Annotated in this window: 12 protein-coding genes and 9 pseudogenes; 6 read left to right on the forward strand and 15 right to left on the reverse strand. The window is 69.0% G+C overall.

Translation table 11 applies throughout. The features are described 5' to 3' along the window. Positions 1–575: 575 nt before the first annotated feature. The 4 genes and pseudogenes from QQK48_RS08595 (at position 576) to QQK48_RS21600 (ending at position 2,475) form a co-directional block, all read left to right on the forward strand. Positions 576–1,445, forward strand: a pseudogene (locus QQK48_RS08595) (ParA family protein). Further along, entirely contained in the window at positions 1,442–1,795 is a 354-nt protein-coding gene (locus tag QQK48_RS21590; RefSeq protein WP_431308317.1) for a ParB N-terminal domain-containing protein, read from the forward strand. The pseudogene QQK48_RS08595 and the gene QQK48_RS21590 overlap by 4 nt, the downstream one beginning before the upstream one ends. Further along, a pseudogene (locus tag QQK48_RS21595) lies at positions 1,788–1,985 on the forward strand (ParB N-terminal domain-containing protein); the annotation flags it as partial. The gene QQK48_RS21590 and the pseudogene QQK48_RS21595, both read left to right, overlap by 8 nt. Before the next feature lie 73 nt (positions 1,986–2,058). Beyond that, positions 2,059–2,475 (forward strand): ParB/RepB/Spo0J family partition protein, encoded by a 417-nt coding sequence (locus QQK48_RS21600; RefSeq protein WP_431308318.1) that lies wholly within the window; start codon positions 2,059–2,061, stop codon positions 2,473–2,475. Position 2,476: 1 nt separating this feature from the next. On the opposite strand, the gene QQK48_RS08605 is transcribed toward QQK48_RS21600, so the two are convergent. The 13 genes and pseudogenes from QQK48_RS08605 to QQK48_RS08650 all read right to left on the reverse strand — a co-directional run bounded on the left by QQK48_RS08605 (position 2,477) and on the right by QQK48_RS08650 (position 11,951). Further along, positions 2,477–3,214 carry a D-alanine--D-alanine ligase family protein gene (locus QQK48_RS08605; RefSeq protein WP_348523547.1) on the reverse strand — a complete coding sequence of 246 codons (738 nt, stop codon included), beginning with the start codon at positions 3,212–3,214 and terminating at the stop codon, positions 2,477–2,479. A gap of 228 nt (positions 3,215–3,442) precedes the next feature. Next, a pseudogene (locus QQK48_RS08610) lies at positions 3,443–4,746 on the reverse strand (aminotransferase-like domain-containing protein). Positions 4,747–4,834: 88 nt separating this feature from the next. Beyond that, positions 4,835–4,999 carry a thioredoxin family protein gene (locus QQK48_RS21605; protein WP_431308414.1) on the reverse strand — a complete coding sequence of 55 codons (165 nt, stop codon included), beginning with the start codon at positions 4,997–4,999 and terminating at the stop codon, positions 4,835–4,837. 85 nt (positions 5,000–5,084) lie between these two features. After that, a pseudogene (locus tag QQK48_RS21610) lies at positions 5,085–6,038 on the reverse strand (NAD(P)/FAD-dependent oxidoreductase); the annotation flags it as partial. Beyond that, on the reverse strand, positions 6,035–6,166 hold the full coding sequence (locus tag QQK48_RS19695; RefSeq protein ID WP_348523548.1) for an FAD-binding protein: 132 nt from the start codon (positions 6,164–6,166) through the stop codon (positions 6,035–6,037). The gene QQK48_RS19695 and the pseudogene QQK48_RS21610, both read right to left, overlap by 4 nt. Beyond that, complete coding sequence (locus QQK48_RS08625; protein ID WP_284328181.1) at positions 6,163–7,653, reverse strand: protein kinase family protein; 1,491 nt, start codon at positions 7,651–7,653, stop codon at positions 6,163–6,165. Before QQK48_RS08625 ends, QQK48_RS19695 begins: the two co-directional genes overlap by 4 nt. A gap of 464 nt (positions 7,654–8,117) precedes the next feature. Beyond that, positions 8,118–8,645, reverse strand: a pseudogene (locus QQK48_RS21615) (lipid II flippase MurJ); the annotation flags it as partial. 67 nt (positions 8,646–8,712) lie between these two features. Further along, a pseudogene (murJ, locus tag QQK48_RS21620) lies at positions 8,713–9,558 on the reverse strand (murein biosynthesis integral membrane protein MurJ); the annotation flags it as partial. Beyond that, positions 9,482–9,679, reverse strand: a complete 198-nt coding sequence (locus tag QQK48_RS08635; RefSeq protein WP_284328183.1) for a hypothetical protein — start codon at positions 9,677–9,679, stop codon at positions 9,482–9,484. The pseudogene murJ and the gene QQK48_RS08635, both read right to left, overlap by 77 nt. A 60-nt stretch (positions 9,680–9,739) precedes the next feature. Further along, a pseudogene (locus QQK48_RS21625) lies at positions 9,740–9,925 on the reverse strand (hypothetical protein); the annotation flags it as partial. Next, positions 9,846–11,348 (reverse strand): annotated as a pseudogene (locus QQK48_RS08640) (DUF6049 family protein); the annotation flags it as partial. The pseudogenes QQK48_RS08640 and QQK48_RS21625, both read right to left, overlap by 80 nt. 37 nt (positions 11,349–11,385) lie before the next feature. Then, positions 11,386–11,562 carry a hypothetical protein gene (locus QQK48_RS08645; protein WP_284328185.1) on the reverse strand — a complete coding sequence of 59 codons (177 nt, stop codon included), beginning with the start codon at positions 11,560–11,562 and terminating at the stop codon, positions 11,386–11,388. Further along, complete coding sequence (locus QQK48_RS08650) at positions 11,559–11,951, reverse strand: NUDIX hydrolase (protein WP_348523549.1); 393 nt, start codon at positions 11,949–11,951, stop codon at positions 11,559–11,561. Before QQK48_RS08650 ends, QQK48_RS08645 begins: the two co-directional genes overlap by 4 nt. A 330-nt stretch (positions 11,952–12,281) precedes the next feature. On the opposite strand from QQK48_RS08650, the pseudogene QQK48_RS08655 reads away from it, so the two are divergent. Both QQK48_RS08655 and QQK48_RS08660 read left to right on the forward strand, forming a co-directional pair. Continuing rightward, positions 12,282–13,676, forward strand: a pseudogene (locus QQK48_RS08655) (CCA tRNA nucleotidyltransferase). Between the two features lie 122 nt (positions 13,677–13,798). After that, positions 13,799–14,326 carry a hypothetical protein gene (locus tag QQK48_RS08660; RefSeq protein ID WP_284328186.1) on the forward strand — a complete coding sequence of 176 codons (528 nt, stop codon included), beginning with the start codon at positions 13,799–13,801 and terminating at the stop codon, positions 14,324–14,326. On the opposite strand, the gene QQK48_RS08665 is transcribed toward QQK48_RS08660, so the two are convergent. Then, complete coding sequence (locus QQK48_RS08665; RefSeq protein ID WP_284328187.1) at positions 14,302–14,901, reverse strand: MFS transporter; 600 nt, start codon at positions 14,899–14,901, stop codon at positions 14,302–14,304. The genes QQK48_RS08660 and QQK48_RS08665 overlap by 25 nt on opposite strands. Beyond that, positions 14,877–15,599: an MFS transporter gene (locus QQK48_RS08670; protein ID WP_284328188.1), complete on the reverse strand. Its 723-nt coding sequence runs from the start codon at positions 15,597–15,599 to the stop codon at positions 14,877–14,879. Before QQK48_RS08670 ends, QQK48_RS08665 begins: the two co-directional genes overlap by 25 nt. Positions 15,600–15,608 lie beyond the last annotated feature (9 nt).

Here is a 15,608-nt window from a genome sequence, read left to right on the forward strand (position 1 = left end):
GGCCACGAGGTGTGCGTCGGGCCGCGAACGCCTAGCGAGGATGCGCGCGACATGACTAGGTACGTAGCGACCCTGGGTGGGTCTCCACGTCGCGATGTTTCACGTGAAACATCGGAGTGTGCGCGCGTGCTCGCGCAGGCTAAGAGAGCCTCCTCCCGGTGCCCGCGCTGGCGGGAGCAACAGGCGCCTGCCCCGTTCAGTTTCCCCAGTGTTATCCCCATACGGTTCGTGCGTGAAATGGACGATACGCACAGGTTTATCCACAGGACCGATGCGTGCGACCACGGGCCACTCAGAAGGCCGAGAGCGTCTGCGGGTGCACCGTGTTCCGCGTCGGAGATGGCTCCCCAGCGGGTCGCGAAAGAGGGTAGAGTCGTGACTCTGACATCGGCGCGGAGCGCCAGTGTTTCACGTGAAACAACCGCCCCTCGGAAGGAGAGTGCGTGAGCAACGACGACCTGCATTCATCGCTATCGGCGGTGGTGGACGGTCCCGAGGCAGGCGATGTTTCACGTGAAACAACGGACGCGTTCTCGGCCTTCGACGAGGGAGACGACAGCCCTCTCGCCCGGGAGATGATCGAGACCGAGCGACGACGCCGTGAGCTCTCGGAGGCTGATTTCCCGCATCCTGCACGCACTCGCATCTTCGCCGTGACCAACCAGAAGGGTGGGGTCGGAAAGACGACCACCTCGGTCAACGTTGCGGCGGCGCTCGCCAACAAGGGTGCAAATGTACTCGTGATCGACGCGGATCCGCAGGGCAACGCGTCCACGGCGCTTGGCGTGGAGCATCGTGCGGGTACGCCGAGCATCTATGACGTGCTCCTTGACGATGTGCCCATGGCGCGCGTCGCTCAGCAGTGCCCCGATATCCCCACGTTGTGGTGCGTCCCCGCCACCATCGACCTCGCGGGTGCGGATATCGAGCCTTGTCTCTGTGGTGCGCCGTGAGTATCGCCTCCATGACGCGCTGGAGCGTCTCATGCAGGGGCCGGGTAAGGGCCTGGACTACGTCTTCATCGACTGCCCACCCAGCCTTGGACTCTTGACGCTGAACGCGATGGTGATCGCGCAGGAGATGCTGATCCCCATCCAGTGTGAGTACTACGCGCTCGAGGGCCTGACGCAGGCTCATCAAGACGGTCGAGATGGTGCGCAAGCATCTCAACCCCCAGGCTCAGCCTGTCGACGATCGTGCTGACGATGTATGACGCCCGTACCAACTTGGCACGCGAGGTCGCTCACGAGGTGCGCTCGCACTTCCCTCAGCAGACGCTGGAACAGACCGTGCCACGTTCGGTTCGCGTCTCGGAGGCACCGAGCTTCGGCCGCACCGTCATCAGTCACGACCCGCATTCGAGCGGCGCAGTCGCCTACATGGCTGTGGCCAAGGAAATTGCCGAGCGAGGCCGGCGCCAGGAAGAGGAGAGTGGTGAGGCATGAGCGGAGCACGCCGTGGACTTGGTCGTGGCCTGGGGGCACTGATCCCCGAGCAGCCGCCGACGGATGGCCCCGCCAAGGAGCGTCCGCACGACGTCTTCTTCACGTCAAGCACGCCCGAGAAGGCCTCTGGAGCCACCGCATCGGCTCAGGAAGGCCTCGTGCCCGTTCCCGGAGCAACCTTCGCGCACATCGACCCGCAGGAGGTGACTCCTAACCCTCGCCAGCCGCGCGCCGTCTTTGATGAGGAGGCGCTTGCTGAACTGGTCGGTTCCATCAAGGAGATCGGCGTCCTCCAGCCCATCGTGGTGCGCCGCAAGTCCGAGGGTGGCTACGAGCCTCATCATGGGTGAGCGGCGCCTCCGCGCTTCCAAGGAAGGCGGCATCGATGCCATCCCCGCGATCGTGCGTGACACGGATGACGTCGACATGTTGCGTGACGCTCTCGTGGAGAACCTCCACCGCAGCCAGGCTCAACCCCTTGGAGGAGGCTGCGGCATATCAGCAGGCTGCTCGAGGACTTTGGTATCACCCACGAGCAGGCTTGCGGAGAAGATCTCGCGGTCACGTCCCCAGATCTCGAACACCCTTCGTCTGCTGAAGCCTGCCGCCGCTCGTGCAGCGCCGTGTCGCCGCAGGCGTCCTCAGTGCTGGACACGCCCGCGCGCTTCTGCGCCTCGAGGACCCGGCGGCCATGGAGGCCCTTGCCCAGAGGATTGTGGCCGAGGGACTGTCCGTGCGTGCCACCGAGGAAGCGGTGACCGTGGGCGTCGAGGCCCCTCAGCCTCGCCGCGGCGTGGTGCGAGCCGGCGGTCGTACGGCGGCTTTGGATGACTTGGCGTCGCGCCTAGGTGATCGGTTTGAGACTCGCGTCAAGGTGGCTCTGGGGAAGTCCAAGGGACGCATCACCATCGAGTTCGCGACGGTGGACGACCTCAACCGCATCATTCACGAGGCTCTCGCCGGAGGATCCCGGCGTGCTCGCCGCCGCGGCCAGCGACCCCAGCGACCAGAAGTAATCCCTGGTAGATGACCTATCCTCGGTCGTACGCGAGGCGTGCGACCGAGGCGTAAACCTCGCCGAGTGATCGGCCGGAGGCCTCCACGGCCTGCGGTAGCAGGGACGTTTCGGTCAGGCCCGGCGTCACATTGACGTCGATGACCTGCGCCTTGCCCTGCTCATCCAGAATGATGTCGACGCGGGAGAGGTCACGCAGGCCCAAGTTCCGGTGCACCGCGAGGGCGGCGTCGGCGACGGTCGTGGCGTCTTCGGAGGAGAGTCGCGCCGGCGCGAAGTACTCGACCCGGCCAGGGTTGTAGCGTGCGTCGTAGTCGTATGCTCCTCGGCCTGGATCTCCACCGCGGGAAGGGCCTCGGCGTCGTCGCCGGTGCCAAGCACCGACACCGCCACCTCCACACCGGTCACGGCGGCCTCGATCAACGCCGTGTCGCCGTACGCGAAGCAGTGAACCAGCGCGCGGCTGAGGCTCGTCGCGTTCGGTGACGAGGGTGACGCCCAGCGCAGACCCACCGCGCGCGGGCTTGACCACTACGGGCAGCCCCATCCGGTCCTGAATCGCGGAAATCACATGCTCGGCCCCCACCTCGCGGAACAGGGACTGGGGGAGCGTCACATACTCCGGCGTCGCGATGCCGTCACGGGCGAAGATAGCCTTGGCGACCGACTTCACCCACGCGACGCGGGCCTCACGTGCCCGGGTTCCCACGTAGGGCACACCCAGCAGGCTCGAGGAGACCCTGAAGCGAGCCATCCTCGCCCGAGGCACCGTGGAGCATCGGCCAGACGACCACGTCCTCGCGAGAACGCAAAGCCGGAATCAAGTTGGAGTCGACGTCATGCAAAGAAACCTTGAGTCCGGCGTCGCGCAGGCTCCTCCTGGACCCTCCGTCCCGACCGCATCGATACGTCGCGTTCGTGGGAGAGGCCACCGGCCAGCACCATGACGTCCATCAGTGTTCCTTCTCTCTCGTAGTCGAACTCAGGCCAGGTCGGGCGAGGGGAAATCGACCGAGTCCCCCGCAGGCTCGCCAACGGTGCCGAAGATGCGCACCGTCTCCATCTCCGCATCGATGACGGTGGCGAGGCGCCGCACCCCTTCGCGGATGCGCTCGGGAGTGGGATAACAGAACGACAGTCGCATGTAGTTGCGGCCCTGGCCATCGGCGTAGAAGGCGGTACCCGCCACATAGGCCACGCGGGCCGTGACGGCGCGCGGAAGCATGGACTTCGCGTCGAGCCCCTCGGGGAGCCTTGACCCACACATAGAAGCCGCCGTCGGGCACGTTCCACGATGCCTCGGGAATGTGCTCCTCGAGCGCTGAGATCATCGCGTCCCTGCGCTCCCGGTACTGCTCGCGGAACTTCTTGATCTGGCCCTGCCAGTCAAAGTGCTCCAGGTAAGACCGAATCGCCAGCCTGGGAGGCGTTCGACGGAGAAAGAATCGCCGCCTCGGAGGCGAGCACCAGCTTCTCACGTACCGCGTGAGGTGCCACCGCCCAGCCCACCCGATAGCCAGGAGCAAAGGTCTTCGAGAAAGACCCCAGGTAAATGACGCCTTCCTCGCTCATTGACCGCATCGCGGGCATCGGCTCGCGGTCAAAGCCAAGGAGCCCATACGGGTTGTCCTCAAGGATGAGGACGCGATGGCGCGCGCAGATCTCCACCACCTGGGGCCGGCGCTCAAGCGAGAGCGTCACGCCACCGGGATTGTGGAAGTTCGGCACCGTGTAGAGGAACTTCACGCGCTTGCCCGCGGCGGCGAGCGCGGTCAGAGTGCGGTCCAGGTCCTCGGGGATGAGGCCGTCCTCGTCCATCGGCACGTGCACCACGTCCGCCTCGTGCGCGCGGAACACACCGAGCGCGCCCACGTAGGACGGCGCCTCAGCCACGACCACGTCACCGGGGTCGAGGAAAATGGTCGAGACCAGGTCGAGGGCCTGCTGAGAACCCGTGGTGACCACCACATCGTCCGGGTGGGCGGAAATCTGCTCGAGCGCCATGACCTGGGTGATCTGCTCGCGCAGACCCTCGTCGCCCTGCCCAGAGCCGTACTGCAGCGCGACCTCGCCCTGCTCGACGATGAGGCGCTGCGTCATGGCGCCAATCTCCTCGAGCGGGAGGCCGCCGATGTAGGGCATGCCGCCGGCGAGCGAGACCACCTCGGGTCGGCTCGCGACGGAGAAGAGAGCTCGGATCTCGGACGCGCGCATGCGGTGTGCGCGTGCGGCGTAGGAATCGAACCAGGGGTCGAGTCGCGTGCCGTGGCTATCCGAGGTGCTCATATGCGTCAGTCTCCCACGTCGCAAGGGTGCCGGAACGCGTGAAGCCGGGGCCTACTGGCCCCGGCTTCACGGCTGAAGAAGGGGAGGTTTAGGCCAGTGCCTCGTCGAAGAGTTCGGCAAGGGCAGGCTTGGGACGGGCGCCCACGACCGACTTCACCACTTCGCCGTCCTTGAAGAACGCCATCGTGGGGATCGAGGTGACGCCGTAGGCCATCGCCAGCGACGGGTTCGCGTCGGTGTCGACCTTGACCACCTTGAGGCGGCCGGCATACTCGGCGGCGAGGCTCGTCAAGGAGCGGTGCCACGGCGCGGCACGGTCCGCACCAGGCGGCCCAGAAGTCCACCACCACGGGCACGGAGGAATCGAGCACCTCCTCCTTGAACGAGTCCTCGGAGGCGGCCACGGGCTCGGAGGGGAGTGCGGCGGCGGGCGACTCCGCGTCGGCCTCGCTATCGGCAACCTCGGCGGCCGCGGCGCCAGCCGCATCGGCCAGCGAGTCCAGGTAGTGCTGGGCGTCGAGCGCGGCGGAGCAGCCGGAGCCCGCGGCCGTGATGGCCTGGCGGTAGCGGTTGTCCACGAGGTCGCCGCAGGCGAAGACGCCGTCGACGTTGGTAGCGGTGGTGCGGCCCACCACCTGCACGTAGCCGTCGGCGTCGGTGTCGATGACGCCGGTCACGAGCCCGAGCGCGGGATGTGGCCGATCGCGACGAACATGCCGGTGGCGGGGATGGTCGAATCGGCGCCCGTCACGCGGTCGCGCACGTGGATGCCGGCAAGGCTTCTCATCGCCATCGAGACCGGTGATCTCGGCGTTCCACACGAACTCGATCTTGGGGTCGTTCTTGGCGCGGTCGGCCATGATCTTCGAGGCGCGCAGGCTCATCGCGGCGGTGGATGACGGTGACCTTGCGGGCGAAGCGGGTGAGGAACGTGGCCTCCTCCATCGCGGAGTCTCCGCCGCCGATGACCACCACGTCCTGATCGCGGAAGAAGAACCCGTCGCAGGTGGCGCACCATGAGACGCCCTTGCCGGACAGGCGCTTCTCGTCTTCGAGGCCGAGGCTCGCGGTACGCGGAGCCGGTGGCGAGGATGATCGCCTTTGCGCTGAACTCCTGGCCGAGGCCCGTCTTGACGGTCTTGATGGGCCCCTCGAGGCTCAGGCTCGGTCACGTCATCGAACAGAATCTCCGCGCCGAAGCGTTCGGCCTGCCCCTGCAGCGTCTCCATCAACTCGGGGCCCTGGATGCCCTCCACGAAGCCGGGGAAGTTCTCGACCTCGGTGGTGTTCATGAGCGCACCGCCAGCCGTGATCGAACCGGCGACGACCAGGGCTCGAGCCCGGCGCGCGCGGCGTAGATGGCGGCGGTGTATCCGGCGGGGCCGGAACCGACGATGATCAGGTTGCGAGTTTCGCTCACGGTGTGTCCTTCATGAGGGGGCTATCTGCGGGCCCGGGGCCCGGCTTGGTAACAGATCGTAGAGGCCGCTTGTTCCGCGTCACAACGCGCGTCCGATGCGACCGGTCACTCGTCGTCGGAGGGTGACGGCAGCGGTTCGGGCGAGTAGGTGAACTCCGGGTAGGAGTGCTGGGGGTGCCGGGGTTGTAGTCGTCAGGTTCGGTGATGGTGGTGAGTTGGCTGAACGCGACGATGCCGATGACGATCACGGCGGCGACGGTCACGCCCAGCACCAGCGGCCCTGCATTGAACGGCGCCGGCCGGTTGGCCCGCTCGCGCGCGCGTTCGAGCGCCGCGGTGATGGGCTCCGAGCGGGGCCACCAGCGGTGCAGGCGCTCCAGCAACAGTTGCCAGACCGACCCGGCGCGCCGAGCATCCTGCTGCGCGACGATCGCCTCGAGCGCGGCGATGGGCTCCTGCTTCGCGTCAGGGATGCGCTGAGCCGCCGTGTCCGTGGCCGGTTCGGGCGCAAGGGTGGACAAGTCCACGTCGTCGGCGAGAACCCTCTGCGCCTCCGCCTCATCTGCGGCGGCCGATGCGGCAAGCACGGTCTCCTCACCCACCACCGGCATTTCGGTGGGTTCCGTGGCTGGCTCGGGTGCGGGCTCGTCTGTCGACGCCGCCGGCTCGGCGGCGTCCGGGGCGTCCGGTGAGGGGGCCGATGCGGGCTCGGGGCTGGGAGCCGACGAGCCGAGATCCGGCGTGAGGCCGTTGCCCGCATCGCGGTGACGTGGAGTCGCGGCGGCGCGCAGGGCCCGGGCATCGGCGGGGCCGAGTGCGCGGGAGAGGGCGGCAAGACTCTCGGGCCCTTCACCGGCGATGACACCGAGCCACAGGGAGGTGCCTGCGGAACCGAGCCCCTCGGGAACATCGGCCGCGGCGAGATCGTCGACGGGGCCACCCGAGACGGCCTCCGCGTACAAGCGGGCCAGGGCCGCCGCATCGGCCTCCTGGGAGGCGACGGCATCGCCGTCGGTCAGCGCGTCGTCGATGCCAAGGCCGGTGACGAGCACGCGGCCGGCGGGCGTGACCGTGAGCGCCGCGGCTCGGAGGTGGCCGTGGTGGATGCCATCGGCGGCCGCGACCTCAAGAGCACGCGCCGCCTCGCCCACGAGGGTGGCGGCGGCGGACGGTGCGAGGGCTCCCTCGGCGAGCAGGCTGGCGCCGTTGGTGCCCCGAGGGCGCTCCGTGACGATGTAGGTGGTCTTGCTGTCGCCGTCGATGTGGACGCCCGACGACAGGACGCGCGGGAAGCGGGCATCGCGCACCTTGGCGGTGAGGGCGGCGACGCGGCGAGCCTCGTCGGCGTGGGGTCCGCTCAGCGCATCGAGGGTGACGCGCTGCGCCAGCCTGGTGTCCTCGGCAACCCACCGCTCGACACCGGCGATGTCGTGGGGAACGGGGTGGAGGAGTGTGAAGCGTCGACCGATGGTCGTGCCCGCATGCACCGTGCCATGCCCCCTTTCGACCCGATGGCCCGACAGTGAACCCTCATCTTACGTGGGTTCGCGGCCCCGTTTCCTGGCCGCGCGGAGGGCCGGTCAGATCGCCTAGCGGCGGCCGGGGAGTCGTCGCATGAGGGGTCCGGCGACGGCATCGAGTTCGCGCACCCTGAGTGCCTTGAGCACCGCGCCGTAGACGGCGAGCATGACGATGCCCGCGCCGGCGGTGCAGGCACCGGCGATGAAGAAGCCCGACCATCCCCGCAGCGTGGCGACGTCGGGGGCGGCCTTGAGGGCGAGCCATCCGATGACGCCTGCGGCGAGCGCTCCGACCACGGCCTTCGCATGCACGGTGAGGACGCGGCGGCCGTCGAGCCCGCCAAGGCGGCGGCGTAGGCCCCGGCACGCAGCAGCATGCCGGTGTAGTTGGACACTGCGAGGCCGAGGCCCACGCCGACCGTCCACCAGCGCGCGTCGGCGAACGCCATGACGGCGTACGCGGTGCCCACCCAGGCGATCGACATGGGGATCTGCATGACAAAGATGGCGCGGGCGTCCTCGAGCGCGAAGTACAGGCGCTTGAAGAGCACGGTCGCACCGAGCGGCACCAGTCCCAACGTCATGGCGATCATCACGGCGGAGACCGACTGCACCTCCGCGAGGGTGGCGGTCGGAAGCGCCACGCGCACCAGGTACTGCGACACCACGATCATCGCGACGGTGGCGAAAACGGTGAAGACGCCCGCCGATCTCAGGCCCTGCGAGAGATCCGAGCGCAGGCCAGCGGTATCGCGGGCGGCCGCATGCCTTGCCATCGCGGTGTACATCGCCGTCACGAGCGAGATCGTCACGAGCGAGTGGGGCACTATGTACAGCGAGAGCGCCTGGAAGTACGCGGCGTTTCCGGCGATGGTGGGATCGATGCTGCCGTCGGGGAGCACCTGAGCCTGCGCCGCGACGCGGGTCACGAAGGTCACGCCCACCTGCTCGAGGACCACGGCGGCCAGCGACCAGGCGGCGATGGTGCCGATGCCGGACAGGCTCGCCCTTGGGGCCCCGCCACTGCCAGCGCCAGTGGTAGCCGCCGCGTACGAGCGGCACCAGCAAGATCAGCGCCTGTGCCGCGATGCCGAGCGTGGCGACGCCCGCGAGCAGGGCAATCCGTCCGGGGGTCCACACCGTGAGGTCGTCGGCCCCGGTGATGTACTGGCCGAACACACCGAGATAGATCAGCAGCCCGGTGATGGAGACGACGTTGTTGAGCACCGGGGCCCACATGAAGGGGCCGAACTGTTCGCGGGCGTTGAGTACCTGTCCGAGCAGCGTGTAGAGGCAGTAGAAGAACAGGCGCGGAATGCACCAGTACGAGAATGCCGTGGCGAGCGCGAGGAGTTCCGGCGGCCAATCGTGCGTGTAGAGGTTGACCCACACCTGCGCCATGATCGTCGCAATGACGGTGACGACGAGTGAGATCACCGTGCCGATGGTGAGGATGCGGTCCACGGTCCGCTTGCCGTCGGGGCGGCTGAAGGCGCGCACGATCTGTGGCACGAGCACCGCGTTGAGGACTCCCGCCGCGAGGATCGCGAACATGGCGTTGGGGAGGCGGTTGGCGATGTCGTAGGCGTTGGCTGCTGCGGCATTGACGCCGATGGCGGCCACCAGCAGCGCATTCCGGATGAGGCCAAGCGCGCGGGAGACCGCCGTGCCCGAGGCCATCACCGCGGTGTTGCGCGTGATGGAGCGGCGGCGCCGCCCGCCGAGCGTCATGCCGTCCTCGGACGGCGCAGCGCCGTCTCCGGATCCCGCGGGCTCACCCGGGTTGGGGGACTGCTCAGACATCGTCGCGAGCCTTGCCGTCCGATGCCTCAGGGGTGTCCGACGCGTCGGCGGCATCGTCATCGGCCGCATCAGCGTCGGTGGCGCCTTCTGCGTCTGCGGCGTCCGCTGCCTCAGCCTCTGCGGCGTCCGCTGCCTCAGCCTCCGCGATGAGGTCGTCGACGTCGGTGAGCGGCTCCGCCGGAGTGGGCAATGGGCCAAGGCGAGTGTCGGTGCGGCCGCGACGAATGGTGCGAATGACGCCCGCGACCATCAGGAGCACCAGCAAGGCGGTGAAGATCGCGGCGCCTGCGGTGCCCCAGTCCGCGCGCACGCGGATGTCGAAGGTCTGCAACGGGGCAAGCCTGGTCGCCCTCGGCGGTCTCGAGCCCCACCACCACCGTGACGTTGGCGGTCGACACCGCGGACACGGGCACGAGAGCGGTGGCTTCCTGGCCACCCCTGACGGTGATCTCGGGGGAGTCCTCCACCACCAGGTTGGGAGAGTTGCTCACCAGGCGCACGGTCACCGTGACGTCCTTGTCGAGCGAGTTGACGACCGTGATGGGGATGTCACCCGAATCCGCCAGAAGGTTCAGATCGGAGCCCTCCGCAATCGCCACTCCCATGAGCGTGGCCTCCGCGCCTTCGAGCGCTGTGGCAAGTGACGACTCGCGCAACGCCTGAGCGTTCCTCCCTGCGGCCCGAACGCCGGCGACCAGGCCCGCACCCCACTCCTGCACGGCGGCGGCGGGGTTGTCGGTGACGGACGCGAGCGTGGTGAGGCTCGACAGGCGGCTGGTGAGGGTCGCGACGTCGTCGGCAGGCAGATCATTCTCGGTGTCCCGGGTGCCGGGGAGGTCCACGCTGGTGTCCAGATCAGCGGCCGATGCCGCCAGGTCCGCCATGGACACCGGAGTCACCCACGGGGAACCCAGGAGGGTCTCGACGAGCCGCGCGCCTGCGGGGGTCACCGCGCCGTCGGCGTCGAGCGTCACGAGCGCCGCGCCGCCTTCCGTGAGGGCCGATGCCGCCACGAGGGCGCCGTCGACCGCAGGGTTGGTGGCGCCGCCCGCGACGATCTCGGACAGCACCGGGTCGGGGCTGACGATGGGAAGGTCGGAACCCTCGGCGAGCGTCAGCGACGACCCGAGGTCCTCGACGCCCACCGTGTCGCGGCTGGCGAGCGCCGCGATGGCTCCGGCGTCTTGCGCGAGCGCGAGCGTCTCGTCGTCAAGGACCTGCACCGGGGCGATGAGCGGCATCTTGCCGGTGCTGAGGATCGACGAGCCGCTGGGCTCCGTGACCGCGAGGTCGAGGATGCTGGCACCGTCCCCGTGTGCCAGCGAGGTGAGGTCAGGGTCGCCGGAAGGAAGGCGCACCACCTCTCGTTCCAGGAGGTCGTTGTCGAACACGAGCGCGTTGGTGAGTGCGGTCGGATCGGTCGCTACGGCGACCCCGTCCAGCGCCGTTGCGTCGAGGGTCGCGGCCACGTCCTCGGCGGTGCCGTCGGCCACGGCCAACACCGCCACGTCCAGGTTCGGGACCTCGGAGTCGACCCAGGTGGTGACAGCCGCCCCCACCTCAACCGAACCCTCGGGCGTCTCCAAGGCAAGCGAAATGCCATAGACGCCCCAGGCATCGGCCGGAAGGTCAAGCGCCTCGTCATCGGCGGAGATGCTCATCACCTTCGCGCCGCCCGCCGCGAGGGTCTCACCCACGGGGGCCTCCTCGGCGTCCTCCGTGGAGTCCGTTGTCGCGTCCTCCTCGGCGGGCTCCTCCTCGGGAGTGAGGGCTACCTCGCGCGCATCGACTCCGGTGGGGTCTTCGAGGAAGGCGGCGACCGCATCGGTGCTGGTCAGCGGCTCACGGGTCAGCGACATCGACAGTTGAACGCCCTCGATAGGCTCCGAGCCGCTGTTACGCACGGTCACCGACGCGTTCAGGCTCGTGGCCTGGCTCGAGCACCGCCGGGCCCACCGTGCGTAGTTCGCCGGCAAGGCCATCGGGCGCCGCGACGGCGGCGTGAGAGGGCACGAGGGTGGCGGCGACGCCGGCCATGATGGCGGCGGCCGCGCCCCAAGCGGCGCGCATCACGATCCGTTCGCGAGCAGGTCGACGGCCACCTGGGCCATCTTGCGCTCGTTCGGGAAGGCCAGGCGTCGGCACAGGTCGTTGACGGCGATCCACTCGGCCACCTCGGCCTCCTGATCGGGGTCGTTCTCCGTCGTGATGATTCCGCCCTTGGCCTCAAGAAGATAGTGGTGGACCACCTTGTGCACGCGGCGGTCGTCGCCCGTGAACCAGTAGTCGATGACACCGATGGGGCGGATGATCTCCGCCGTGATGCCCGTCTCCTCGGCAACCTCGCGGATCGCCGCCTCCTCGGGCGTCTCCTCGCCCTCAATGTGGCCCTTCGGGAGGCACCACTCCAGGCTTTCCGGCCCGGTTTCGGCGGCCGATGCACGCGGCAAACGCCACGCCATCGATGATCTTGAGTGCGATGCCGCCGGCCGAGGTCTCGTTCGACACCGGCAACTGAGCGGCCCGCTGTGCCGCACTCTCGCGCCGGCGCCGCAGCGCCGAACCGCCAGGAGGCGGCGGCGCCGGGAACGGACGCGGGACGGGCGGACGAGGCATGCGCCAACTCTAACGAGCCGCGCCGCCGCGCTGGCGCACCGCGCCCCGGCGGCGGGCCACCGCGGCTGCCACCCCCGACGGCCGCCGCGGTGTGCCACGTGATCTGGGACGATAGGGACCGTGACCGCCCCCGAACGACCCTCCCTTGACGTGCTGCGCCAGCGCGCCGGACTGCTGTGGGACGCGCTTCCCCCGAGATCCTTGACCTCGCGGCACGATTCGAGGCCGCGGGGCATGAGATCGCGCTGGTCGGCGGGCCCGTGCGCGACGCCTTCCTCGGTCGTTCCAGGCTCGGACATGGACCTCACCACCTCCGCGCGCCCCGACGACACCGAGGCAATCCTCAAGACCTGGACCCGCACCACCTGGGACGTGGGACGCGACTTCGGCACCATCGGCGGACGCAAGGGTGACCTCATGGTCGAGGTCACCACCTACCGGGCAGACGAGTACGACGGCGAGACCCGCAAGCCCGTCGTCGCCTTCGGCGACTCGCTCGAAGGCGACCTCGCGCGCCGCGACTTCACCATCAACGCGATGGCCGTGAGGCTGCCGTCCAAGGAACTCGTCGACCTCCACGGCGGCCTCGAGGACCTCGCAGGCGGACTCCTGCGTACCCCCATTGAGCCGGACGTTTCCTTCGCCGACGACCCGCTGCGCATGATGCGCGCCGCCCGCTTCGCCGCGCAGGCTCGGCCTCGAGATCGAGCCCGCAACCTTCGCCGCGATGCACCGCCTCGCCGAGCGCATCTCCATCGTGTCGGCCGAGCGGGTGCGGGACGAACTCAGCAAGCTGCTGGTCGCATCGGACCCCCGCCTTGGCCTGGCAGCGCTCACCGACTCCGGCATCGCCGACCACGTCCTGCCCGAGCTTCCCGCGTTGCGGCTCGAGGTGGACGAACACCACCATCACAAGGACGTCTACGAGCACACCCTCACGGTGGTGGACCAAGCCATCGCGCTCGAGACGGGACCCGAGGGCACCGTCCCCGGCCCCGACCTGACCCTCCGCCTCGCGGCGCTGCTGCACGACATCGGCAAGCCGCCCACCAAGCGCAACGAGCCCGGCGGCGGAGTCTCGTTCCACCACCACGAGGTGGTCGGCGCCAAGATGACACGCAAGCGCCTCAAGGAACTGCGCTTCGACAAGGACACCGTGAAGGCGGTGACCCACCTGGTCGAGATGCACCTGCGCTTCCACGGCTACGCCGACGCCCGCTGGTCCGATTCCGCGGTGCGCCGCTACGTCACCGATGCAGGCGATCAGTTGGAACGGCTGCACCGGCTCACGCGCGCCGACGTCACCACGCGCAATCGCCGCAAGGCCGAACGGTTGTCGTTCGCGTACGACGACCTCGAGCACCGCATCGCCGAGGCTCAGGGAGCAGGAGGAGATCGATTCCATCCGGCCCGACCTCGACGGCAACCAGATTCAGGCGATCCTTGGCATCGGGCCCGGCCGCGAGATCGGCATGGCGTACAAGCATCTGCTGGAACTGCGCATGGAGCACGGCCCGCTAGGTGAAGAGCGCGCGACGGAACTGCTCAAGGAGTGGTGGGCCGCGCGGTAACCCGGCGCACCCTCGCCTCACTCCTGCCGCAAATGCGGACATTTGCGGCACCTCGTGTGTCCCCGTGCCGGATACTGGGCCACCAGGGCGCATGCGGGCTATCGGTCCCTTAGCGTGGCACCATGCTGAGTCCCGTCCTGGTTTTCGTCGTCGCGATTCCCGCGCTCGCCGGGCTCGCCGCCGCGGTGTGTCTGATCCTGGTGGAACGCGGCGGAGTGCGGGCCGATGCCGTGGTGCGGCGCTACCCGCTCGCGCTCGTCACCTGGCTCATCGCCGGCCCGTTCCTGGCGGCGACCCTCTTCGGCGGTCTCGTGCTCATGCCCATGGCCGCGGCCTCCGCCGATCTCGTGTCGTTCTCGCTCGTCGCGGGCCTCGTGGCGGCATTGTGTGTCGCGGTCATCGTCTTGGGCCACAAGATGAGCCGCGGGCGGAGCAGGCGCCCATGGCTCCTTCTCTCGATCGCGTCGCCCGGCATCGTCGTGGTTCTCTATGGCTTCGTTTTGGCGGTGACGGCCACCATGGCGCTCGAGAGCCTCGCCCTGCTCCTCGTGGCGGCCGGCTCCATCGCGAACGGGATCCTCGCCGTGCGCGTGCACGCGGTAGCGACGGCTCGTTCCCCGCAGGCTCAGACGTCGATTGACGCCGCCTGACGCGGCGCGCGGGCCCACACCAACGCCACCAGCACGTAAGCCCCCGCCACGCAGGCCATGAGCGGCGCCGAGTAGCCGTCGTCGGGCAGCGTGAATCCCGCGATGACCGCCGCCCCCACGAACGCGACGTTGTACGCCATGTCGTAGAGCGTGAATGCGCGGCCTCGGTACCGGTCATCGGTGTCGCGTTGAACGATGGTGTCGACCGCGATCTTGGCTCCCTGCACCCCGAACGACACGATGACGGCCGCCGCGAGGAGCGCCCAGGCCGCATCGGACAACGCCAGCAATACCTGGCCCGATGCGCCGACGCCGAGGCACACCAGGATCCAACTGTGGCGGGAGAAGCGGTCGCCCAGAAGCGGAGTGAGCACCGCGGCGAGGCCGAACCCCGCGGCTGCGACGGCGACCACGACTGAGAACGCGCCAAGGGCCTGCTCCGGGTGATCGGGATCACCGAGCACATGCCGCGAAATGAGGATCGACGCGACGAACATCAGCCCGTACAGCAGGCGCTGAGCCGCCATGACCCCCAGCGCATGCCACGGCGTCACCCGCGCATGGAGGTAGCGCACGCCCTCGGCGAGGCTCGCCGGCGAGGGCGCGCAGGCGAGCACCGAGCTCTCCCGCCTCCCACGGCTGCGCCGGCCCCAGGTCTCGGTGGCCGATGCGCGTGGCGGCCACCGACGCGGCACCGAACCCCACGCACGCGCCGAGCAGGGCGGCCGAGGCGATGCCGGCATCGGACGCCTCTGGTGCCAAAAAGGTGACGATGCCGCCGATGGCGCCTCCGAAGGCCGCGGCGATGGTTCCCAGCGTGGGGAGGACGGCGTTGGCGGTGAGAAGGCTCGTGGGGCGCGACCACGCGCGGGAGGCCGGCGGTGAGCGACGCCAGGAGGAAGCGATTCACCGAGAGCGCGAGCAGCGCCAACGCGTACAGCGTCCAGCGCGGGCCGTCGACCGCGAGCATCGCGAGAATCCCTGCGACGAGCGCCACCCGCACCACGTTGCCCACCACGAGGATGCGCTGACGCTGCCACCTGTCGATGAGGGGGCCCACGAACGGACCCACGATGGTGAAGGGCGCGAGGAGGACGGCAAACCCTGTGGCGATCGCTTCGGGGGAGGCGGCGGTGGTGGGGTCGAAGAAGAACGCGGCGGCGATGCCCACCTGGAACATGCCGTCGCCGCCTTGCGACAACACGCGCTGGTAGGTCAGCCGCCGGAAGCCGCGCGAGTGCCACAGCGCAGCAACGTCGGAGGCCAGTGACACGCCGCCAGC

It is taken from the genome of Demequina litorisediminis (genome assembly GCF_030161615.1).
GTDB classification, from domain to species: Bacteria; Actinomycetota; Actinomycetes; order Actinomycetales; family Demequinaceae; genus Demequina; species Demequina litorisediminis.

Coding starts and splice junctions, on each gene's coding strand:
- QQK48_RS21590 (WP_431308317.1), top strand. CDS start 1,442: ATGAGCGGAGCACGCCGTGGACTTGGTCGTGGCCTGGGGGCACTGATC.
- QQK48_RS08605 (WP_348523547.1), bottom strand. CDS start 3,214: ATGGCTCGCTTCAGGGTCTCCTCGAGCCTGCTGGGTGTGCCCTACGTG.
- QQK48_RS08650 (WP_348523549.1), bottom strand. CDS start 11,951: ATGGCGTGGCGTTTGCCGCGTGCATCGGCCGCCGAAACCGGGCCGGAA.
- QQK48_RS08660 (WP_284328186.1), top strand. CDS start 13,799: ATGCTGAGTCCCGTCCTGGTTTTCGTCGTCGCGATTCCCGCGCTCGCC.